Annotated in this window: 24 protein-coding genes; 17 read left to right on the forward strand and 7 right to left on the reverse strand. The window is 72.1% G+C overall.

Annotation, left to right across the window (positions count from 1 at the left end; translation table 11 throughout):
• Positions 1-303: 303 nt before the first annotated feature.
• Positions 304-1,176 (forward strand): universal stress protein, encoded by an 873-nt coding sequence (locus ACZ3YL_RS03990; protein ID WP_465655195.1) that lies wholly within the window; start codon positions 304-306, stop codon positions 1,174-1,176.
• A 399-nt stretch (positions 1,177-1,575) separates the two neighbouring features.
• Here ACZ3YL_RS03990 and ACZ3YL_RS03995 read toward each other — a convergent pair whose 3' ends face one another.
• Genes ACZ3YL_RS03995 through ACZ3YL_RS04015 form a run of 5 tightly spaced genes read right to left on the reverse strand, consistent with a single transcriptional unit; the run spans position 1,576 to position 7,071 of the window.
• Positions 1,576-2,349, reverse strand: a complete 774-nt coding sequence (locus ACZ3YL_RS03995) for a ribosome hibernation promotion factor (protein WP_465655197.1) — start codon at positions 2,347-2,349, stop codon at positions 1,576-1,578.
• Positions 2,350-2,373: 24 nt separating this feature from the next.
• Positions 2,374-3,369, reverse strand: a complete 996-nt coding sequence (locus ACZ3YL_RS04000; RefSeq protein ID WP_465655199.1) for a carbamate kinase — start codon at positions 3,367-3,369, stop codon at positions 2,374-2,376.
• A gap of 2 nt (positions 3,370-3,371) precedes the next feature.
• Positions 3,372-4,376 carry an ornithine carbamoyltransferase gene (argF, locus tag ACZ3YL_RS04005; protein ID WP_465655201.1) on the reverse strand — a complete coding sequence of 335 codons (1,005 nt, stop codon included), beginning with the start codon at positions 4,374-4,376 and terminating at the stop codon, positions 3,372-3,374.
• A gap of 36 nt (positions 4,377-4,412) precedes the next feature.
• The gene (locus tag ACZ3YL_RS04010) at positions 4,413-5,636 is read right to left on the reverse strand and encodes an arginine deiminase (protein ID WP_465655203.1); all 1,224 of its coding nucleotides are present in this window, start codon (positions 5,634-5,636) and stop codon (positions 4,413-4,415) included.
• Positions 5,637-5,655: 19 nt separating this feature from the next.
• Positions 5,656-7,071 carry an amino acid permease gene (locus tag ACZ3YL_RS04015; RefSeq protein WP_465655260.1) on the reverse strand — a complete coding sequence of 472 codons (1,416 nt, stop codon included), beginning with the start codon at positions 7,069-7,071 and terminating at the stop codon, positions 5,656-5,658.
• 437 nt (positions 7,072-7,508) lie between these two features.
• Between ACZ3YL_RS04015 and ACZ3YL_RS04020 the strand changes: the two genes are divergently transcribed.
• From ACZ3YL_RS04020 to ACZ3YL_RS04040, 5 genes are all read left to right on the forward strand, one after another.
• Positions 7,509-8,384: a universal stress protein gene (locus tag ACZ3YL_RS04020; RefSeq protein ID WP_188302045.1), complete on the forward strand. Its 876-nt coding sequence runs from the start codon at positions 7,509-7,511 to the stop codon at positions 8,382-8,384.
• Between the two features lie 58 nt (positions 8,385-8,442).
• Positions 8,443-9,078 (forward strand): Rv1733c family protein, encoded by a 636-nt coding sequence (locus ACZ3YL_RS04025; protein WP_188302046.1) that lies wholly within the window; start codon positions 8,443-8,445, stop codon positions 9,076-9,078.
• 32 nt (positions 9,079-9,110) lie between these two features.
• On the forward strand, positions 9,111-10,127 hold the full coding sequence (locus ACZ3YL_RS04030; RefSeq protein ID WP_465655206.1) for an Acg family FMN-binding oxidoreductase: 1,017 nt from the start codon (positions 9,111-9,113) through the stop codon (positions 10,125-10,127).
• A 141-nt stretch (positions 10,128-10,268) separates the two neighbouring features.
• On the forward strand, positions 10,269-10,967 hold the full coding sequence (locus ACZ3YL_RS04035; RefSeq protein WP_188302048.1) for a response regulator: 699 nt from the start codon (positions 10,269-10,271) through the stop codon (positions 10,965-10,967).
• A 112-nt stretch (positions 10,968-11,079) separates the two neighbouring features.
• Positions 11,080-11,496 carry a pyridoxamine 5'-phosphate oxidase family protein gene (locus tag ACZ3YL_RS04040; protein ID WP_188302049.1) on the forward strand — a complete coding sequence of 139 codons (417 nt, stop codon included), beginning with the start codon at positions 11,080-11,082 and terminating at the stop codon, positions 11,494-11,496.
• 29 nt (positions 11,497-11,525) lie between these two features.
• On the opposite strand, the gene ACZ3YL_RS04045 is transcribed toward ACZ3YL_RS04040, so the two are convergent.
• On the reverse strand, positions 11,526-13,208 hold the full coding sequence (locus ACZ3YL_RS04045; RefSeq protein WP_402825600.1) for a sensor histidine kinase: 1,683 nt from the start codon (positions 13,206-13,208) through the stop codon (positions 11,526-11,528).
• Positions 13,209-13,496: 288 nt separating this feature from the next.
• On the opposite strand from ACZ3YL_RS04045, the gene ACZ3YL_RS04050 reads away from it, so the two are divergent.
• From ACZ3YL_RS04050 to ACZ3YL_RS04070, 5 genes are all read left to right on the forward strand, one after another.
• A complete protein-coding gene (locus tag ACZ3YL_RS04050; protein WP_188302051.1) occupies positions 13,497-13,904 on the forward strand; it encodes a CBS domain-containing protein in 408 nt (135 codons plus the stop codon).
• Between the two features lie 320 nt (positions 13,905-14,224).
• Positions 14,225-14,584 carry an STAS domain-containing protein gene (locus ACZ3YL_RS04055; protein ID WP_188302052.1) on the forward strand — a complete coding sequence of 120 codons (360 nt, stop codon included), beginning with the start codon at positions 14,225-14,227 and terminating at the stop codon, positions 14,582-14,584.
• A gap of 820 nt (positions 14,585-15,404) precedes the next feature.
• Positions 15,405-15,716, forward strand: a complete 312-nt coding sequence (locus ACZ3YL_RS04060; protein WP_465655209.1) for a YciI family protein — start codon at positions 15,405-15,407, stop codon at positions 15,714-15,716.
• Between the two features lie 718 nt (positions 15,717-16,434).
• Entirely contained in the window at positions 16,435-16,776 is a 342-nt protein-coding gene (locus ACZ3YL_RS04065) for an STAS domain-containing protein (protein WP_465655262.1), read from the forward strand.
• Positions 16,777-16,892: 116 nt separating this feature from the next.
• On the forward strand, positions 16,893-17,240 hold the full coding sequence (locus tag ACZ3YL_RS04070; RefSeq protein WP_188302241.1) for an ArsR/SmtB family transcription factor: 348 nt from the start codon (positions 16,893-16,895) through the stop codon (positions 17,238-17,240).
• A gap of 28 nt (positions 17,241-17,268) precedes the next feature.
• On the opposite strand, the gene ACZ3YL_RS04075 is transcribed toward ACZ3YL_RS04070, so the two are convergent.
• Positions 17,269-17,643, reverse strand: coding sequence for a hypothetical protein (locus ACZ3YL_RS04075; RefSeq protein WP_465655211.1), 375 nt, complete (start codon positions 17,641-17,643; stop codon positions 17,269-17,271).
• A gap of 139 nt (positions 17,644-17,782) precedes the next feature.
• Here ACZ3YL_RS04075 and ACZ3YL_RS04080 point away from each other — a divergent pair, with 139 nt between their 5' ends.
• The 6 genes from ACZ3YL_RS04080 to ACZ3YL_RS04105 all read left to right on the forward strand — a co-directional run bounded on the left by ACZ3YL_RS04080 (position 17,783) and on the right by ACZ3YL_RS04105 (position 20,975).
• On the forward strand, positions 17,783-18,088 hold the full coding sequence (locus ACZ3YL_RS04080) for a hypothetical protein (RefSeq protein WP_465655213.1): 306 nt from the start codon (positions 17,783-17,785) through the stop codon (positions 18,086-18,088).
• 3 nt (positions 18,089-18,091) lie between these two features.
• On the forward strand, positions 18,092-18,445 hold the full coding sequence (locus tag ACZ3YL_RS04085) for an ArsR/SmtB family transcription factor (RefSeq protein WP_465655215.1): 354 nt from the start codon (positions 18,092-18,094) through the stop codon (positions 18,443-18,445).
• Positions 18,442-20,154, forward strand: a complete 1,713-nt coding sequence (locus ACZ3YL_RS04090; protein WP_188302055.1) for a SulP family inorganic anion transporter — start codon at positions 18,442-18,444, stop codon at positions 20,152-20,154. Before ACZ3YL_RS04085 ends, ACZ3YL_RS04090 begins: the two co-directional genes overlap by 4 nt.
• A gap of 106 nt (positions 20,155-20,260) precedes the next feature.
• Positions 20,261-20,662, forward strand: coding sequence for an ATP-binding protein (locus ACZ3YL_RS04095; RefSeq protein WP_188302056.1), 402 nt, complete (start codon positions 20,261-20,263; stop codon positions 20,660-20,662).
• Positions 20,663-20,670: 8 nt separating this feature from the next.
• Complete coding sequence (locus ACZ3YL_RS04100; RefSeq protein WP_465655218.1) at positions 20,671-20,847, forward strand: hypothetical protein; 177 nt, start codon at positions 20,671-20,673, stop codon at positions 20,845-20,847.
• Positions 20,844-20,975, forward strand: a complete 132-nt coding sequence (locus ACZ3YL_RS04105; protein ID WP_223241548.1) for a DUF6126 family protein — start codon at positions 20,844-20,846, stop codon at positions 20,973-20,975. Before ACZ3YL_RS04100 ends, ACZ3YL_RS04105 begins: the two co-directional genes overlap by 4 nt.
• The last annotated feature ends 58 nt before the right edge of the window (positions 20,976-21,033 follow it).

A 21,033-nucleotide genomic window follows, 5' to 3' on the forward strand; every position in this document is an offset into this window, starting at 1 on the left:
TACCGACTGCTCGGCCTCGACAAGCCGATTCCGCCCGTCCACCACGCCCTCTCCGATCCGAAGACGGCGTTCCGGGCGCTGAAGACCGCCTTCGGCTGAGCGCGCGACAGCACCCTCCGCCGACCGGCCGAAGGCGCGCACCCGAGATGTCTCGGGTGCGCGCCTTCGGCCATTCGGGACCTTGGGCCCCGCCTGCGGACCCGGCCGGCCCTGGGATGCAGGATCGCCCTCGGCGAGGCTGATCCCGGGCCTCAGGCGGTTGCGCCAGAGGCGGTCCCGAGCAGCGGAAAGTAGGGCACTGCCATGAGGAAGTTCGTTCTGGCCGGTATCGACGGTTCGGTCGAGAGCACCGCGGCAGCGCAGTGGGCGGCCGACGAAGCGGTGCGCCGCGGCCACGCCCTGCGCCTCGTCCACGCCTGGACCTGGGAGGACGACGTCCACGCCGATCCCGGCCAACCGGCGCAGGTGCGCGCCCTGACCGAGCGCATGCTCGCCGACGCCGCGCGGCAGGTGCGCTCGGCCCACCCGGGGCTGGAGGTGCACACCGGCGTTCTGCCCGGGCACGAGCCGGCCGCGTCCCTGCTCGCTGCCGCGGCCGAATCCGAACTGCTCGCCGTCGGTTCACTGGGCCTGGGCGGCTTCGAGGGTCTGCTGGTGGGATCGGTCGGTCTGAACGCCGCGGCACGATGCGACGTGCCCGTCGTCCTGGTCCGGGCCGCGCAGACGCAGCAGGCCGACGCCCGCGACGCCGCCGAGGTAGTCGTCGGCATCGACACCCGTGCCCCGGCGGACGAGGTCATCGACTTCGCATTCCAGGAGGCCGCGGCTCGCGGCACCGTGCTGCGTGCCGTTCACGGCTGGACTCCTCCGGCGGTCTGGGGCTACGCGGGCTGGGTGGCACCGCGGATCGAGACCGAGCAGTTCCGCACCATCGAGGACGAGTTGCTCAGCCAGGCACTCAGCATGTGGCGGGACAAGTACCCGGACGTCGCGGTGGTCGAGGACAGCCGGATCGCCGGCGGCGCCGGCGCGGTGGTGGACGCATCCGGCGACGCCGCACTCGTCGTGGTCGGCCGCCACCGGCGCCGCCACCACCTCGGCCTGCGCCTCGGACCGGTCGCCCACGCGGTGATCCACCACGCACAGGCGCCGGTCGCCGTCATCCCGCACGACTGAAACGGCGCAGGTGCCCTCCGGGATACCGGGCGCAAAGCGATGACGCTCCCATGCCGCGTCCACCCCAGGTGGACGCGGCATCCGGCTTCCGGCCTGCGCTCGACCTGCGCCCGCGCCGGTCAGTGCTCCGCGAAGTGCGTGGGTTCGGCGGGCATCGGCAGAAGTGAACGACCGGCAGACAAGGATCACCCCCGACGCGGCAGCGTGGATCAGCACTCAGCAGTGCGTGTGGAACAACCTCGCGTCCAGAGCAGCACCCAACGCCACGGCCCGCCACCGTGGCTTCGGTGGCGGGCCGTGCGCGCGGATGTCCAGGGCCGCTCCAGGGCGGCCGGAGGGCGGCCCCAACCGCTCCCCCGGTCGCATTACCGGTCCCGGCTGGCCCCCGGCTCGCGCTGGCTATTGCACGGGTGTGATGAGGCCGTAGTGGCCGTCGTAGCGGTGGTACAGGATGTTGCCACGACCGGTCTCGCCGTTCGTGAAGAAGACGAACGGCAGGCCGCTCAGGTCGAGGCGCGAGACTGCGTCGGCGACGGTCAGTTCGGGCACGGCCTTGGTGCTCACCGCGATGCCCGGCTCGGCTTCGGGTGCCGCTCCGGCCGAGACGATCCGGTACGTCCCCGTCGCCCCGTCGTGGTGGACGACGCTGTCGCAGCCCGTCGCCGCGTCGGTGTACAGGTGGAAGTCGTAGTCCATCGCTTCCAGTTCGAACACCGCCGCCCAGGTGGTCTGGCGCGCGAGGCTGTAGCTCTTGTGCCGCACGATGCGGCGCTCCTCGGCATCCAGCACCCGGCGCTGCGGCCTGTGCTCGCGCCCGCTGGCCGCGGGCGGATCGGCGTGGTGACGGTGGTGCCGCTGGTGGGTCCGGACCCGAGCGATCCTGGCGTTCAGCCGGTCCTGGAGCAGGTCGACGGCTTCCTGCATGGTGGTGGCGGCGACGTGGGCCCGGACGGGCCGGCCGTTGAGGTCGAGCGTGGCCTGGGCGGTCGACGGCTTGGCCACGGCATGGTTGGGCTCCTGGGTGAGCTTCACCCGGACCGCGAGGACCGGCTCGTCGAGGCGTTCGAGCACCGCGAGCAGCTTGGTCCTGGCGTAGTCGGGTGCAGCCAGGGAGACTTCACCGCAGGTCGCCACCAGGACCTCGGCGGCGGGTCGGATCTGCAGACGGGTCATCACCGTTTCCTTTCCGGGTGGTTGTCAGACTGCCGCACGCTGATCGGCCGGGCCGAGGGTCGAAGGTCCCGCCGGCAACGCCTTGGGTCCCTCCCCTGCGGCGCCCGGCAGTGCGCGGACGGTGGTGCCGGTGGTACCGAGGATCGTGCCCAGTGCGTTGTCGAGGGGGCCGATGGCCGCGAGAGCGCCGGTCCGCTCCGCGAAGGCGGCGGCGGCCTCGGCCTTGGGCCGCATCGACCCTTCCGGCAGGTCCAGTTCGCGCAGCCGGTCGGGTGTGACGCTGACCAGCGGGCCGGGACGAGTGGAGCCGAAGCGGGTGAAGACGTGGGTGACGTCGGTGAGTATCAGCAGCGCGTCGGCGTCGAGCTGTTCGGCGAGCAGCGCCGCGGCCAGGTCCTTGTCAACGACCGCCTCGACACCGTGGACGAGGCCGGTGTCCGGGTTCCGCTTGACCGGGACACCGCCGCCCCCGGCGGCGATCACCACCGAGCCCGTGGCCAGGAGCGCCCGGATGGCCGGGAGTTCGACGATCGCCGTGGGACGGGGTGAGGGAACGACCCGGCGCAGGTGCTCACCGTCCCGCGCGGTGGTCCAGCCGCGCTCGATCTCCATCATCCTGGCCTGGTGGTCGGTGAGTTGCCCGCCGATGAACTTGCCCGGCCGCTGGAAGGCGGGATCGTGGGGGTCGACCTCGGTGTGGGTCACCAGTGCGGTGACGGCGCGGCCCGGCAGTCGGCCCATGAGCTCGCGAGCGAGCAGGGTGCCGATCATGCCCTGGGTCTGGGCTCCGAGGACGTCCAGCGGGTACGGCGCGGTGAGCGCCGGGTCGGCCTCGCTCTCCTGGGCGAGCAGGCCGATCTGCGGCCCGTTGCCGTGGGTGATCACCAACTCGTGCCCGGCGGTGACGAGTTCGGCGAGCGAGCGGGCGGCGTCGTGGACGTGGTGCTGCTGGACGGCGGCGTCGGGGTGCTCGCCCCGCTGGAGCAGGGCGTTCCCGCCGAGGGCGGCGACGATGCGCATGGTCACTTCCTCCCGAGGGTGGCGACGAGGATCGCCTTGATGGTGTGCATGCGGTTCTCGGCCTGGTCGAAGACCAGCGAGGCCGGCGACTCGAAGACCTCGTCGGTGACTTCGAGGCCGTCGAGCCCGTGCTCGTCGGCGAGTTCGGCGCCGAGGTCGGTGCGGCGGTCGTGCAGGGCGGGCAGGCAGTGCAGGAAGGCGGTGTCCGGGTTGCCGGTCGCCGCCATCGTCTTCGCGTTGACCTGGTACGGCAGCAGCCGGGCGATGCGCTCGGGCCACTGGGCGTGGTCCTCGCCCATCGACACCCACACGTCGGTGTAGAGGTAGTCCGCCCCGCGCACGGCCACCTCGACCTCGTCGGTGAGGGTGATCCGAGCGCCGCTGTCCTGGGCGAGCCGCCGGCACTCGGAGACGAGCAGCGGGTCGGGCCACAGCTCGCGCGGGGCCGCGATGCGCACGTCCATGCCCAGCAGACTCCCCATCGTCAGCAGGGAGTTGGCGGTGTTGTTGCGGGCGTCGCCGAGGTAGCAGAAGGAGATCTCCTCCAGCGGCTTTCCGCTGTGCTCGCGCATGGTGAACACGTCGCACAGGCTCTGGGTGGGGTGGCACTGGTCGGTGAGGCCGTTGTACACGGGGACACCGGCGTGGTCGGCGAGTTCGGTGACGGCGTCCTGCTCGAAGCCGCGGTACTCGATGCCGTCGTACATCCGGCCCAGGACGCAGGCGGTGTCGGAGATGCTCTCCTTGTGGCCGATGTGCGAGCCGTCCGGGCCCAGGTAGGTGGTCATGGCGCCCTGGTCGGCCGCGGCGACCTCGAAGGCGCAGCGGGTCCGGGTGGAGCTCTTCTCGAAGATCAGGGCGATCCTGCGGCCGGTAAGCCGAGGCATCTCGGTGCCGGCGCGCCGGGCGGCCTTCAGCTCGGCGGCGAGGTCGAGCAGGTGGTGGATCTCGGCGGCGGTGAAGTCGAGTTCGCGCAGGTAGTGGCGGCCGCGCAGGTCGATGGTCATGGCTGTTCGCTCCTCGGGTTGGCCGGGTGAGGTGGGTCAGTTGGCGGGGTCGCGCTGGATCGGGCAGCTCATGCAGCGCGGGCCGCCACGGCCGCGGCCGAGCTCGGAGCCCGCGATGGTGACGATCTCGACGCCCTGCTTGCGCAGGTGGGTGTTGGTGGTGGTGTTGCGCTCGTAGCCGACGACGACGCCGGGGGCGAGGGCGAGGAAGTTGTTCCCGTCGTCCCACTGTTCGCGCTCGGCGGCGCGGGCGTCCTGCTCGGCGGACAGGAAGCGGACCTTGTCCAGGTCGAGGGCCTCGGCGAGCGAGGCGGCGAGGTCGGTGTCGGTCCGCACGTCGAAGCCGGCCGGGCGCTCGAGGGCGGGGGTGAGGGTCCACGAGCGCAACTCGTGGGCCAGGCCCGGGTAGAGCGTGAAGGTGTCCCGGTCGATCATCGTCATGACGGTGTCCAGGTGCATGAACGCCCGGCTCCGCGGCAGTTGCACGGCGATCAGCCGGTGCGCGGTGTGGGTCAGGAACAGCTGCTGGGCGAGGGTCTCGACGGCCGCGGCGGTGGTGCGCTCGCCCATTCCGACCATGACGACGCCCGGGGCGATCACGTGGACGTCTCCGCCCTCGATGCTGAGTCCCGGCGCGGTGGTGGTGCCGTCCAGCAGCGGGGGCGCGGTCTCGGCGAACAGCGGGTGGAAGCGGTAGATCGCGACGGTGTGCAGGGTCTCCCGCCGCCGGGCCGGCTTCGCCATCGGATTGAGGCTGTACCGAGCGCCGATCCAACAGGAGTTGTCGCGCGGGAAGAGGTGGTTGGGCAGCGGCGGAAGGGCGAAGTCCTGCTCGCCGACGGTGTTCCACACCAGGCTGTGCGGGTTCTTCAGCGGCAGGTCGTCCTTGAGGACGCCACCGATCAGGTACTCGGCCAGCGTCCGGCCGTCGAGTTCCTCGCACAGCTCGCGCACCGGCTCGACCAGGGCAGGGCCGACAATGGCCGGGGTGACCACCTGCCCCAGCAGCCAGGACCGGGCCGGCGGCAAGTCGAGGGTCTCGGCGAGCAGGTCGGCGTAGTGGTGCACGCGCACGCCGTGATCGCGCAGCACCTGGGCGAAGGCGTCGTGCTCCTCGCGGGCGCGCTTGGCCCACAGGATGTCGTCGAAGAGCAAGTCGTCGACGTTGCGCGGGGTCAGCCGGGACAGCTCCAGGCCCGGACGGTGCAGGATCACCTGACGCAGGCGGCCCGCTTCGGAATCGACACGCAGGGTGGACATCGGTGGTGCTCCTCAGAGTTCAGTGCAGGTGGCGCGGGGTCAGTGCGCGCCGGAGAATGGTCGGCAGGCCGACGGGCCGTACGGTGCGGGCCGCCTTCAACGGCGGCTCGTCGTGGTGGGCCGGCTCGGTGGCGGTGAGCGGGGCGGCGGTGCCGGTGAGAGCCCCCGCCGCAGGCCGGGCGTACGGTCGCTTCAGCCAGATGTAGACCGGGATGCCGAGCAGGACCGTGAACAGGCCGTAGTAGACGGTCTGGTAGCCGCTGCCCTGGATCGACCAGTAGGAGAACGCCAGCGCCAGGGCGGTGACGGTGACGTCCCGCGCAAAGCGGCGCCGATCCAGCTCCTCCCGACCGTGCAGCACCAGCCAGTACAGCTGCGCGGCGGCCGAGACCAGATACGGGATGACAGCGGTGAGCACGCTCAGCAGCACGATCTCGGTGAACACCTGCGTGAACCGCGTGTAGCTGATCACGGTGAGCACCGACGCGAGGACCGTCGCCGAGACGATGCCGAAGGCCGGCACCTCACCACGGCCCCGGGTGCCGGCGAACGCGGACGGGAACAGCCCGTCGCGTGCGGCGGCCATCGGCATCTCCGCGCAGATCATGGTCCAGCCGTTCAGTGCCCCGAGCCCGGAGATGATCGCCGCGACGGCGACCAGGTTCCCGGCCCAGGTGCCGCCCGCGATGTTGTTCATCGCGTCCGTGAACGGCGCGGTGGAGGAGCCGAGTTGGCCGTGCGGGACAGTGCCGAACACGGCCAGGGTGCCGAGCAGGTAGATCGCCGCACAGGCCAGGGTGCCGTAGACGGTCGCCCGGGGCACGTTGCGCTTCGGTTCCCGCACCCGCCCGGCCGCCACCGAGGCGGTCTCCAGGCCGATGTAGCTGAACAGCGCGATCGCCCCGGCCGCCGACACGGCACCCAGCGCCGAACCGCCACTCGCGTTGAAGGCCCCGAAGTTGCCGGACTTCACGAACAACAGGCCGGCCGTCGCCATGAACGCCAGCGGCAGGAACTTCAGCACCGTGGTGACCACCTGGAACGCCCCGATGCTGCGCACACCGGCCAGGTTCACGATCGCGGGCAGCCACAGGCCCACCAGGGCTATCGCGACCGAAGCCCCGGTGTGATGGCCCTTGTTGACGAACACCTCGACGTAGCCGACCCAGGCCACCACGATGGCCGCGTTCCCGGCCCAGGCCGTGATCCAGTACGACCAGGCGGTCAGGAACCCGGCGAACTCACCGAACGCCTCCCGGGCGTAGACGTACGGCCCGCCGCTGCCGGGTACTCGCTCCGACAGCCGCCCGAAGGTCACCGCCAGCGCCAGCGCCCCGACGGTCACCAGCACGAACGCCACCAGCGCGATCGGCCCGTACGGCGCGAGCGCCGACGGCAGCGCGAACACGCCGGTACCGATGATGCTGCCCACCACCAGCGCCGTCGCCGCGGGCAGCCCGAAGGAGGTATTACGCCCTTGTGGGCCGTCCCCCGACGTGCTCACCGGTGGTCTTCCGCTGTCGTGTACAGACATCAAGAGCTCCTTTGCCAGCTGCTCAACCACGCTGACGGGCCCGGTCTCCGCCGTGGCCCGCTGAGAAGATCCTCGAATCCGCGAGCGGCCGGCCCCATGGGCCAACGGTCCCGCTTCCCGCACCGGCGGTCCCTGTCTTCCCTGTCCGATGGTCCCGACAGCACCGGACCGCCCACCGGCACATGGCGCGTGACGCATTGCCGGATCCGCCCCCTCGGGACCACCGGCCCACCGACGGGTTCCGTCCGGCCCTGGGGTCCCGCGAGGCCCCGCGGGAGATTGGTGCTCGCCGGGCCACGGTCCAGCCCGGCCCTCAACCCGACCCCAAAGGAGCATCCGTGACGACGCGACACGTCCTGGCCGGCCTCGACGGCTCACCGCCGAGCGAGACCGCCGCCATGTGGGCGGCAGCGGAGGCCCAGCGGCTCGGAGCGCCCCTGCGCCTCCTGCACGTCTGGCCCTGGCTGAACGGCGAGAACGCGGACCGGGCCGAGCCCGGCGACCTCAGGCCCGCCGCGCTCGACGCCCTCGCCCGCGTCGCCGACCGAATCCGCCTCGCCCACCCGGAACTGCCGGTAGAGACCGCCGTCAGGCCCGACGACCCGGTCGACGGACTGGTCGCCGAAGCACGGGGACAGGAGATGCTGGTGCTCGGCTCCCGGGGCCTCGGGGGATTCGCCGGCCTGCTCGTCGGATCGGTCTCCCTCGCGGTCGCCGCCCGCGCGACGGTCCCGACGGTCCTCGTCCGCGAGGCAGGGCCCCTCCCTCGCGCGAGCACCGCCGCCGTCGGCGACGTCGTGGTCGGCATCGACTCCGGTGAACCGGGCGAAGCAGTCCTCGAATTCGCCTTCGCGGAGGCGGAGCGCCGCGGCGCCGGGCTGCGCGCCGTCCACGGCTGGGACCCGGCCCCGGCCTGGGCCTTCGGAGGCATGATGCCGCCTCCGGTGGACATCCCTGGCCAGGAGGGTACGAAGGCGGCCCTGCTGTCACAGCACCTCACCCGTCAGTTGGCGAACTATCCGGGCGTGGCCGTCGTCGAGGACGTCCGGCTCGGCGGCGGGGCGAAGGCCGTCCTGGACGCCTCCGCCGGTGCCGAGTTGGTCGTCATCGGTCGACGCGAGCGCCGTCACCACATCGGCATGCTGCTCGGACCCGTCGCACACGCCGTACTCCACCACTCCACCGCCCCGGTGGCGGTCGTCCCCCACCTCTGAAGACCGGCCCGTGCCGGTTGCCACTATCTGCCAGACCGTCCACGAAGGAGGACCGGAGATGAACACCGCGCCCGAGCAAGCCGGCCCGGTGCCGCCCTTCCGCCACCACCTGCGGCAGGCTCTCGGGAAGGGCCGGAATCCGTTGGGTCGCACGATCGACCGCTCACGCAGCCGGGCCCTGGTCCTGGCCGTGCTCGGCATCGGCCTTGCCGTGCTCGGCAGCGCGGGCGCGGCGGCGGCCGACTTCGCCGTTGTCCGGCACCAGGCCTCGGTGACGGCCGCCCGCCTGCACCAGGTCCAGGCGGTCGTGCTGACTCCGGCGCAGCGGGAGGCCGACACCGGCGCCGGCAGGCGGCGGTACGAGGCCGACGCCGTCTGGGTCTACCCCACCGGGCACCGCACCACGGGCAGCGTCCCGGTGCCGGGCGGCACGGCCCCCGGTTCGACCATCGGCATATGGGTCGACGACGTCGGCCGTTCCGTGGCGTCCCCGCTCGGATCGGCCGCCATCGCCGCCAAGGCGGCCTGCCTCGGACTGTTCCTCCTCGGAGGCCTCGGCGTCCTCGTCGTCACCGGACTCGGCATCCGTCTGGACGTCCTGGACCGCCGAGCCGACCGGGCATGGCAACACTCCTGGGCCCAGCTGGAACCCGTGTGGAGCGGCCGCGCCTCACGCGACAACCGGGCGGGCTGACCGCACCCGCCACTCGGAAGGAGACGACCCCGATGTCCGCACAGCCCGTCAGCAGCCGCGATGCCAACGATCCCGTCCACCGGATTCTCCTCGCCGCCGCGTGCGCCGCCCCGTCCATCCACAACACGCAGCCCTGGCGGTTCCGCACCGACGCGCAGGCGGACACCATCGAGGTGTTCTCACACCCGTTGCGGAGGCTGCCGCGCACTGACCCCCAGGGCCGGGCACTGCACCTCTCGGTCGGCGCCGCCCTGTTCAACCTCCGGGTCGCCGCGGTCCATCTGGCTCGGGAACCGGTGGTCCGGCTGCTGCCCGACCCGGGCGTCCCCGACCTGCTGGCCGTCGTCCGTCTCGCCGGTCGGCCCCGGGCCTCGCTGACCCGTAGGCCGGACCTGTACCGAGCCGTCCGGCAGCGCCGCAGCAGCCGCTTCCCGTTCACCCCCGAGCCCGTGCCCTCCGCCGTCCTCGCCGAGGCCACCGAGGCCGCCCACCAGGACGGTGCAACGCTGTGGCTGCCGGAACACACCTCCCGGATCCGCCTGCTCGAACTCACAGCGGAGGCGGAACAGCGCAACGGCCTGGCCCCGGAGCGCCTGGCCGAGGGCCTGAACTGGATCGCCGGGCCCGGCGACGACACCGGTGTGCCGCCCCGCGCCCTGGGCACCCTGGACTCTGACGGCCTGTTGCCGATGCGGAACTTCACACCGCAACGCACGGCAGGCCGGCCGAAGGCCAAGTACGAACCCGACCCGCACCTCCTCATGCTCGCCACCCGGAGCGACCACCCCGCCGACTGGCTGCGCGCGGGTCAGGCCCTGCAGCACGCCCTGCTGATCCTCACCCTCCACGGGCTGCGCGCGTCGATGCTCCACCAGGCCCTGGAGTGGCCCGACCTGCGCAGCCGGATGGCCCGGGCCCTGCCGCAGCGCGGCGCACCCCAGATGCTGCTGCGTGCCGGGTACGGCCCTGTGGGCTTTCCCACCCCGCGCCGCATGCCCGTACCCCCGACGGATCAGCCGGTACCGGAGCCCGCCGCCGCGGTGGCCTGACGGCCGACCCGCGCACACGGCGTCCGGACACCCCTCACGATTAGGGCCCTCCGGCCCTATCGGCCCCGCCCGGCGTCCGGCAGACTGCGATGAGATCTGTATGACCTGCCGCTGGGGGCAGACATTGAGCGCGGAGTGGTGATGGCGGACAACGCGGCGGGCGCGGGCGACCCGGTGAAGGTGTTCCTCCTCGACGACCACGAGGTGGTCCGGCGGGGTGTGCACGACCTGCTGGACGCGGAGCCCGGCTTCACGGTGGTCGGCGAGGCCTCCACGGTGGCGCAGGCGCTCACCCGCGTTCCGGCGCTGCGCCCGGACGTCGCGGTCCTGGACATGCGACTGCCCGACGGCGACGGCGTGACGGTCTGCCGCGAACTGCGCTCGCGGATGCCGGAGCTGGCCTGCCTGATCCTCACCTCCTTCGACGACGAGGAGGCCCTGCTCGACTCGATCATGGCCGGTGCCGCCGGGTACGTCCTCAAGCAGATCAGCGGCACCGACCTCGTCTCCGCGGTCCGCACGGTCGCCTCCGGACAGTCCATGCTCGACTCCGGCGCCGCCACCCGGCTGATGGCCCGGCTGCGCGGCGAGGCCGCGACCCAGCAGCCGTCCGATGCCCCGCAGCTCACCGAGCGCGAACGCGAGATCCTCGCCCTGGTCGGCGAGGGCCTGACCAACCGGCAGATCGGCCAGCGGCTCTACCTCGCCGAGAAGACCGTCAAGAACCACATCTCCCGCCTGCTCGCCAAGCTCGGTGTGGAGCGCCGCGTCCAGGCCGCGATCATCGCCACCCAGGTACTGACGGGCCAGGGCCACCTGGCGGCCCGCAGGACCGTCTGAGCGGCACTCGTGCCCGGGCCGAAAGCACCCGGTGTACGGGGACCACCCGGAGGCCTCCCGGGGGACCATCAGCCCCTCGCGGAAGGACATGCCCCCACCGAGCATGGATGTCATGACCGCCGAATTCACACCACTGGACGAGCTGCAATGTCTGAGGCTTCTCAGCGGGACAGCCGTCGGCCGATTGGTCTACACCGTTGGTGCGCTGCCGGCCGTCATGCCGGTCCGTTACCGGATCGCGGCGGACGGCAGCGTCCTGCTCCACGCTCACACCGACTCCGAGATCACCCGAGCCGTCGCCGACGCGATCGTCGCCTTCGAGGCGAGCGAACTCGACGAAGCCGACGGCAGCGGCTGGAGCGTCACCGTCCTCGGGCGGGCGGACGTCACCTCCGACATCGAGGAGGGCCGCACCATTCCGGCCGTCGTGCCCGCCCCCGCGAGAACAGCCGGTAGTGTGACCATCCGGATCCGCCCGGAACTGGTGACCGGGCGTTCCCTGCCCGGCTCACCGGTCTACGAGGCGTGACGAGCCCCGCGAACATCGGCATCCGACTCTCACACCAGCGGAGCCGACCAGGTCAGCCGGGTCCCGCCCTCAGCTGGGACGATCACCTCGAACGCGCCGCCGAGGCCCTCCGCCCGCTCGGCGAGATTGCGCAGGCCGCTGCGCCGCCCCTGCTCGGGGACGCCGACACCGTTGTCCTGCACCGTCAGCACGACCCGCTGCCCGCTGGCGTGCAGCACCACCTCCACCCGGTTCGCCTTCGCATGCCGGGCCGCGTTGCTCAGCGCCTCCCCCAGCACGGCCACGACGTGTTCCGCGACCTCCGCGGGAACATCGGTGTCGAGCAAGCCCTCCATGCTCAGCCTGGGCGGGAAGCCCAGGACAGCCTGCGCCTGTTCGACGGCCCGCACGGCCCTGGCCCGCAATCCCTGCCCGGCCTGCTCCTCGCGCGCTCGGAGCCCGAAGATCGTCGACCGGATGATCTTGATGGTCTCGTCCAGGTCGGCGACCGCACGCAGCACCCGGTCCGACGCACCCGGGTGCTCGATGAACCGGGCCGCGCTCTGCAACGTCATCCCCGTCGCGAAGAGCCGCTGGATGGCCAGGTCGTGCAGGTCCCGGGCGATCCGGTCCCGGTCCTCCAGCATCGCCAGCTGCTCGGCGTCGCGGCGCCGCTCCGCCACCTCCAGGGCCAGTGCCGCCTGGTCGGCGAAGCCCAGCAACGGACCGGTCTCCCGCTCGGTGAACGCCGGCTCACCGACCTCCCTCGCCAGCAGCAGCACGCCCTCGACCGGCCCCTCGGCCGGCCCCAGCGGGACCGCCACTGCCGGGCCGAGCCCCTCGAACCTCCGAGGGCCGGCGGACAGCCGCGGATCACCGGAAAGGTCGACCGTGGTCGCCGGCGAGCCCTGCGCACACGCCTCCCCCGACAGGGTCCCGTCCAGCGGCACCACCAGGCCCTGCCTGGCAGCCGCGTCACCCCCGAGGGCCAGCTCCACCCGGACCGTGTCGGTACCGGGGACGGGGATCGACACGTCCGCCAGCGCGGCGCCCGTGATCTCCCGCGCCCGCCGCGCGATCAGTTCCATCACGTCCGCGCGGGAACTGCCCGACAGCAGGCCCCGGGTGATCTCCGCGCTCGCGCTCAGCCAGCGCTGCTGCCGCTGTGCCTCCTCGTACAGGCGGGCGTTGTCGATCGCCACCCCCGCAGCGACCGCGAGGGTCGAGAGCACCGACTCGTCGTCGGCGTCGAACTCCTCACCGCCCCGCTTGTCGGTCAGATAGAGGTTGCCGAACACCTCCTCGCGCACCCGCACCGGCACGCCCAGGAAGGTCCGCATCACCGGGTGGTGCACCGGGCAGCCGTGCGAGGCCGGATGGTCCGACAGGTCCGTCAGCCGCAGCGCCTCGGGATTGCGGATCAGCTCGCCGAGGATGCCCCGACCCGTCGGGTACGGGCCGATCTTCGCGATCTCCTCCTCCGACAGCCCCACGGTCAGGAACTCCGACAGTGTCTCGCCGTCCGGCCCGATCACCCCCAGCGCCGCGTACCGCGCGTCCACCAGCACGGCGGCCGCCTCCACGATCCGCCGCAGCACCTGGGTGAGGTCCAGCTCCCGGCCCACCGACAGCACGGCCTCCAGGAGGCTGTGCACCCGGTCCCGGGTACCCCGGGCCGCGTCGATCCGCGCCTGGAGTTCCTCCAACAGCTCATCCAGTCGCAGCTGCGGCATCCGCGACCGCACTCCGTCCCCGCCCACGCAGGCCTCCCTCCGTCCGTCTTGGTTACCGGCCGGTCGATTGTCGCAGAAGCCCACCGCCGCCAGCCGAGGCAGGAACCGCCTCCGACCTGGCGGGACCGCCAGGTCGGCACACACGGCCGGCCACCGGACCGCAACCGCACCCGGCCCGTGGGCAGAAGCCCCGCTGAAACGGGTCCTCGCCGGAAGGTCCCGTGCGCTGTTGGCAGATGTGCCCGTTGGTCCGCCGGAATCGGGACCTACGGGCTCCGGGGCGTACGCGTGGCCGACGCCATGTCCAGCCCGGTGGAGACCGGCCCGGACTGGCTCACCGTGGAACGCTTCCGCACCGAGATCTCCGCGAACCGCCACCACTGCGCACTGGTCCTGGTGGACTTCGACGGCCGGGCCAGCGGCCTGATCACCCGACGGCAGCTCGCCGCGGTTCCGCCCGAGCGCCGGGACGACCTGCGGGTACGGGACGTCATGACCCCGCTCGCCCTGTGCACCACCGCGGAACCGGACGAACCGCTGGCCGCCGTGATCCAGCGTTCCGCCGTCGGAACGGCAGGCCGGATTATCGTCCTCGACTCCGGCGGGCCGACCGGTGTCGTCACCGCACACGACGTCACCCGGCTCCTCCAGCTCCGCCGGCTCGACCTCCCGCAGTCGAGCCCCGTCCAGCAGTGACACGGCCACGAACCGGGGCAGCCGGGTCCCCGCAGTCCGGGTGAGCGCGGAGGCTCCGTGCACGAGCACCTCCGCCTCGCTCGCCGCGCCGGCAACCGCCGCCTGGACGGCTGGCTCCGGTCCGGTCACCCCAGGCTGTGCGAACGGGCACTACCCGAACCGACCACGTCCCCTGGGACCACTGGCCCCAAGACCGGGGCCCATCGGTTCTGCCTCTCTCCACCCGGCAGTTGATTGACTCCGGTACGACACGGGACCGCGCGCCGCTCGAAGGACCGGGCGCGAGGGCCGCGAGACGACGGGGACTCCAGGAGGTTGTGGTGGACGCGACAGCAGAAACGGTCGGGCACAGCGTGGTCCGATCGGTCACCCGCGATCCGCAGGCCCGCACCACGGTGGTGCGACTGCGCGGCGAACTGGACATGCTCACCGCGTCCGAGCTCGTCCCGGAACTGCTGGGACTGGCGGGTGACGGCGACCGGGAGCTGGTGCTGGACCTGTCCGGCGTCAGCTTCTGCGATAGCGCGGGGGTCAGCGTCTTCCTACAGGTGAACCGGCGCCTGACCAAGGGCACCAGGCTGTTCCTGCGCGGTGTCACCCGACAGCCCGCGAAGGTGCTGCGGCTGCTCGGCCTGCACCGGTCCCTGCCGTGCGAGTTCACACAGCCGGCCCGGACCTGACCCCGCCCACGGAACGACCTCCCGGTAGTCGCCGTACGCAACCGCCGAAGGCCCGTCCGGGCAGCTCCCCCGCCTCCTCGACGCGATGACGACGACTTCGGACCGAGCACTCGCGCACCTGACAGCGACGATCGATGTGTCCGACCTCGTGAAGGCCTCGGGAGGTCTCGGGCCCTCGACGCGCCCGCCTCGTCCCGTCCCGTCCCGAATGGATTCGACCCCCCGTTCCGGCATCCGCCCCTGCTCCCGGGCGGAGCCTCCGAGCAGCGCGTCGGCTGCGCCTCACTCTCGTGGCCGCCAGTCTGATCGGCACCGGTCTCGCCGGGCTGCGCCGCCGGGACATCGGCTGAGAACGGCCGAAAGCGGGGGCGGGCCTGACGGCCGCCACGAGTGTGTCGGCGCGGCGCCGGTAGGAGCAACGTTGGGCGCGCAGGTACCGGCCGCAGGAGCCACTGGGTTTCCTCCCGACCGTCCCAGACCGGGCCGGCAGCCTCACCGTCGGGACGTTGATCTCAGTGGCGGTCGTCGACCTCCCCTCGCGGCTCGGCCGCTTCCACGCCGAGCACCCCGGTGGCGGTGCGCCTGCGTCTGTCGCCGGCCGGATCGGTCGGGCTGGCCAAGGCGCTCCAGGCCGGCGACCTGGACGTCGCCACGCTCTCTGCGGCCAGCCCCCGGCCTCTGACGCGCAGGCCCGAACACCCCGGCGTTGGTCGGCAGGCCGAGCGGTCACTCCGACGCGGTGCCGTGTGATATTTGAGCGCGGGTCTTGGCGCCGGGGGTGCGATACCTGCGCTTCGCTGACCGAACACGAGGAGAAGCCGTGGAAGCGTCCGAGGTCGCCTGGCTCACCCGATACGTGCTGCTGTACATGTCGGCGCCAGAGGCACGAGCCAAGGTCCCGGAACACTTCCCCGCCCACAACGCGTACGCGGCTGACTTCCGCAAGCGCCACGCGGGAGAACTGGTGATGATCGGACCGTTCCCCGAGCCGGAAGAAGGCCAAGCCGGCGCCATGTCCATCTTCACCTCGCGCGAGGCCGCGGAGGAGTTCGCGGCCTCGGATCCCTTCGTCGTGAATGGCGTGGTGGAGACCTGGCGGGTACGCACGTGGTTCGTGTCGCCGCAGGGGTAGCGGGCGGTCCGGCTGGAATGAACCGCGTCGCGGCAGACAGCACGATCATTGTGGCCGTGCCTCGACAGCGAGCCACAGGAGTGCGAACTGCGCCCGCTTGAGGGCCGTCAACAAGCACACCCCCTTGTCGGGGCGGCACGGCCACTTCCGGGTCCAGCCGTCAGCGTCAAGTTCGTGCATGGGCGCCCGTTTTCGCCCATGGGCGCTCATCGGCGCTCATGGCGTGCGGCCCCAAGCTGGTCCCCAGGGTTCCGGACCGGCTCCAGTCACGGCGAGTAGCAGCAATCTGGCGGTCCTTCCGGCCTCGGCGGCCGGTGACGGCGTCGTCCATCGATGACCTCGCGGTGTGCCTCGGCGGGACGTGGGAGAGCGCGCTTCCTCGCGACCGGCGGGGCCGCCCCGGCGTCGGTTCCAGGGCGGCCTCCCGGCGGCAGCACGCTTCCGGTGGGCTGTCGCATGAGGACCTTAGCAGTTGCTAACATTGTCAATTGCATGCACGGTCAGGAGGAGGAATGCGTATCTCACCGCAGTGCCGCACGGCGGCGCCGTCCGCTCCGTATCCGGTACGGGCAGTGGTGGTGTGTCGCCTTGTGCCGGGTGGGCGCGGCCCGTGCGGGTGCTGCGGGCGCTCTTCTCTCCGAGCCGTCCCCGCTGGTCGCGAGGGGTGCATGCCCGCTCGCCGCCGCCCCTGGAGTTGTGCCCGGGGGCGGCGGTGAGCATGCAGTGGGAGTTCGCGACGGAGCGCGGCGTGGGCGTGATGACGCTGACCGGTTTGCTCGGTCAGGACGCGACGCACCGTTTCCAGGGGGCGTTCGACTGGGCCGTCGCCCGTTGCTCCGGTCCGCTGGTGATCGACATGGCGGCGCTGAGGGGCTGGAACTGCTCGGGCGAGGACGCGATCCTGGACGCCACCGGCCGCCTGTCGGCCGGCCGCGGCCCGCTGGTGGTGTGCGGCCTCGGGGAACGCGGCGCCCAGGTCCTGACGACGGCCGCCGCCCTGTCCGTGATCCGGGTGTTCCCGGACCTCGATACGGCCGTCGCTGCCCTCGCGGCGTCCTGATCGGCCCGAGCCGCCGAGTCGATCATCTGGTTGCTAAAGTCAACCCTGGAAAGAATGCTGTGTCTGATGGAGACGGTGACGACGTGAACGCCGGAACGCCCACCCCGCCTCGCGTGATGGGCGCGCCGCTGTACCAGTTGAAGGCTGAGTTCTTCAAGACGTTGGGGCATCCCGCGCGGATTCGCGTCCTGGAACTGCTGAGCGAGCGTGAGTACGCCGTCGCCGAGATGCTGCCCGAGGTCGGCATCGAGGCCTCGCACCTGTCCCAGCAGCTCGCCGTCCTGCGCCGTTCCAACCTGGTCGCCACCCGCCGGGAAGGCTCCACCGTCTACTACCGCCTCACCAATCCCCAGGTGGCGGAGCTCCTGCGGGTCGCGCGCACCATCCTCAGCGGCGTCATCAGCGACCAGGCCGAACTCCTCAACGGCCTGCGCGCCGAGCCCGAGCGCCCCGCCAGGAACTGAACCGGCCGCGCCTGCCGTGTGCCCGGCCTCAGACGACCAGTTGCGCGTCGATGCGCCGCACGTGGTGGCGGGCCATGGCGAGGTTCGCCCGGGCGCGGTCGAGGACCAGATAGAGGAACAGCTCCTTCCCGCCGGGCGAGGTGAGCGGGCGCACCAGGTGGTACTGGTGGGTGAGCGTGGTCGGGCTGTCCTCCAGCGTCTCCCCGTGCAGCCCGAGGGCTTCCGCTGCCCGCTGGCGTGCGCGGACGACGTCGGTGGTGCCGGCTGCGGCGAGCTGCAGGTCCAGGCCCGCGGAATCCCCGACCGTACCGAGCGCCATCCCGCTCGTGGAGTCGACCAGGGCCGCACCGAGCGCCCCGTCGATCGCCATCGCGTCCTTGAGCGCGCCGTCGATGCCTGCCATCCGGAAGTCCTCCCGACTGTTTCGCGTCGCGGCCGGCCCTTCGCGCCGACCGCGCACCGAGCGTAGGCAGCCGGCACCGTCTCAACAGCCCGGCGATCGCTACTGATCACAAGAGATCGTCACTGTCGGAATCCATCACATGCGAAACAAGCTATTTGAAAAATTCTTCATGTTCATACATGCTGGCGTGCTGTTGGATCGGCACAAGGTGCGTCCGGTGTCGTGCCGACGACCGGGGAGGGTGGTCGTGACCGCGGTGTTCGACGAGGAGCTGCGCGAGCAGCTGGCCCAGGCCCGCCAGGCCCTGAACCAAGCCCGCGAGCGCGGGGACGACGACGGCGCCCAGGCGTATGCCGGGCGCGTGGCGGGTCTGCTGCGGATCGCGGCCGACCACGGCATCGATATCCCGCGCACCGCCGAGGAAGCAGAGCAAGGAGAGAGCTGAGACATGGCCGTCCCGCTGTACCAGGCGAAGGCGGAGTTCTTCCGCACGCTGGGCCACCCGGTGCGCATCCGGGTTCTGGAGCTGTTGCAGGACGGCCCGCTGCCGGTGCGCGATCTGCTCGCCGCTCTGGACATCGAGGCGTCCAGCCTCTCGCAGCAGCTCGCGGTGCTGCGCCGCACCAACCTGGTCACCGCCGCCCGGGACGGAAACACGGTGGTCTACGCGCTCAGCACGCCGGATGTCGCCGGGCTGCTGCGGGCGGCCCGCCGCATCCTCGGCGAGATGATCACCGACCAGCACCAGCTCCTCGGCGAACTGACCGCGACCGCCACCGCGGTCAAGGAGGTCCGGGCATGAGTGCCGCCCACGCCGCCCTCGACCGGGTGCGTTCCGTCCTGCCCAACCGGCAGATCCTGGCCACCATGGGCCGCTCGCCGCGCAAGGACCTGCTCGCCGGCCTCACGGTGGCGATCGTCGCCCTGCCGCTCGCCCTCGGCTTCGGCATATCCTCCGGCGCGGGCGCCGAGGCGGGCCTCGCGACCGCCGTCGTCGCCGGTGCGCTCGCCGCCGTCTTCGGCGGCTCCAACCTCCAGGTGTCCGGACCGACCGGCGCCATGACCGTCGTCCTGGTCCCCATCGTCACCCGCTACGGCACCGACGGCGTGCTCACCGTCGGCCTGCTGGCCGGCGTCATCCTGGTCGCGCTGGCGCTGGTACGGGCCGGCCGCTGGATGGCCTACGTGCCCGTACCGGTCGTGGAGGGCTTCACCGTCGGCATCGCCGGCGTCATCGCGCTCCAGCAGGTGCCCGGCGCCCTCGGAGTGAAGAAGCCCGACGGTGACAACCCCGCCGTCGTCGCTGCCAAGGCCGTCGGCCAGTTCTTCTCCACGCCGCACTGGGCGGCGCTCGGGGTGGCACTCGCGGTGGCGGCCGTGATGCTGATCGGCGTGCGCCGGCGGCCCTCCCTGCCGTTCTCCCTGATCGCCGTCATCACGGCCACCCTCGTCGCACAGCTGGCCGACCTGCCGGTGGCCACCATCGGCCACCTGCCCGCCGGACTGTCCATGCCCTCGCTGGGCTTCCTGGACCTCTCCGCCGTCCCGGCCCTGCTCCCCTCCGCCCTCGCCGTGGCGGCGCTGGCCGCGCTGGAGTCGCTGATGTCGGCGACCGCCGCCGACGCGATGAGCGTCTCGGAGCGCCACGACAGCGACCGCGAGCTTTTCGGCCAGGGCCTGGCCAACCTGGCCGCCCCGCTGTTCGGCGGCGTCGCCGCCACCGGCGCGATCGCTCGCACCGCCGTCAACGTCCGCTCCGGCGCCGCCTCCCGGCTCGCCGCCCTCGTCCACGCCGCCGTCCTCGCGGTGATCGTCTTCGCCGCCGCGCCCCTGGTCGCCGGGATCCCGCTCGCCGCCCTGGCCGGCGTACTGATCGCCACCGCTGTGCGGATGGTCGAGGTCGGCTCACTGCGCGCCCTCGCCCGCACCGGGCGCGGCGAGGCCGCGGTCCTGGCCCTCACCGCCGCCGCCACCCTGGCCTTCGACCTGGTCACCGCCGTCGTCGTCGGCCTGCTCGTCTCCGGCGTCCTGGCGCTCGCCGCCGTCGCCAAGGCGGCACGCGTCGAGCAGGTCCCGCTGTACGCCGACCTTCCCCAGGCCGACCACCACGACGAGGAACAGGCGCTGCTCGCCGAACACATCGTCGCCTACCGCATCGACGGCCCGCTGCTCTTCGCCGCGGCCCACCGCTTCCTGCTGGAACTCACCGAATCCGCCGAGGTCAAGGTCGCGATCCTGCGGATGTCCCGGATCAGCGCGATCGACGCCAGCGGCGCCACCCTCCTCGGCGACGCCATCACCAAGCTCCAGCGCCGCGGCACGCTGGTGCTCGTCTCCGGCATCCGTGCCGAACACCACCGGCCCCTCGACGCCCTCGGCACACTCGACCGGCTCCGCGCGGACGGCCACGTGTTCGCCACCACCCCCGACGCCATCGCCTACGCCCGCAACCACCTGCACGGTCAGACCGAGTCCGCCGATCTCCCCCTCGCCGCAGGAGCAGCCCGTTGACCCGAGCCGAAGCACCATGGTGATCCGCCGATGGCGTGACCGGGGGCGCCGCGATGACCGCGTCCCGCTCCCGGCCGCCCCATCCGGTCGGGACCGGAAGTACCGGATGAGCCTGGCCAGCACCTGGCTCGCCGCCAAAGTGAGCCGCCGCATCACGGTGACCGTCCTCACCGGCTGGGGCGTTCGGCCGAGGACCACCGTCCACGACGCCGCCGTCCTCGCCGTCACCGAACTGGTCACCAACGCCGTCCGGCACGCCCGGTCGCGCTCCCCATTCTTCGAACTGCTGTTGGCCGTCACCAACACTCACGTCGAAGTCGCCGTCCGCGACAGCCACCCGGGCCTGTTCGACCTGCCGCCGCACCAGGGCGCCACGGGCGGTCTCGCCGCCATCGCCGACCTGGCCCGCCACCTGGGTGGAGAACTGACCGTCCAGCCCGACCCCGACGGCGGCAAGACCGTCCTCGTCCACCTCCCGCTCACCCCACCCACCACGACCCCGGAATAACACCACCCTTGCGCTTCACGATCACCTCCTACGACGACCGCGGCACTCCCGCCGCCGCGCAGACCGTCGACCTCACCACCCTCAAGACGCTGCTCGCCGAAGCCGCCACCACCGGCCGACGCCTCCACATCCGCCCCCAGCCCCGAGAAGACGGCCACTCCGCACCCGCCCAGGAGCCCCGATGAGCGACAGCACCAGCGACGAGAAGAGCCGCCGCAAGGCCATGCTCATCCGCGCCTCGGTCTACATCCTCGGCACCCACCTGTTCGCCGGCTTCGTCATCCTGCTCTTCGCCCTCGGCAACCGCCACTGAGCCCTTCCGTGCCCGCTGACCACGGAAAACGCCCCACCACGACTGGATATCCTGAACA

The organism is Kitasatospora sp. NPDC023176, from assembly GCF_055560495.1.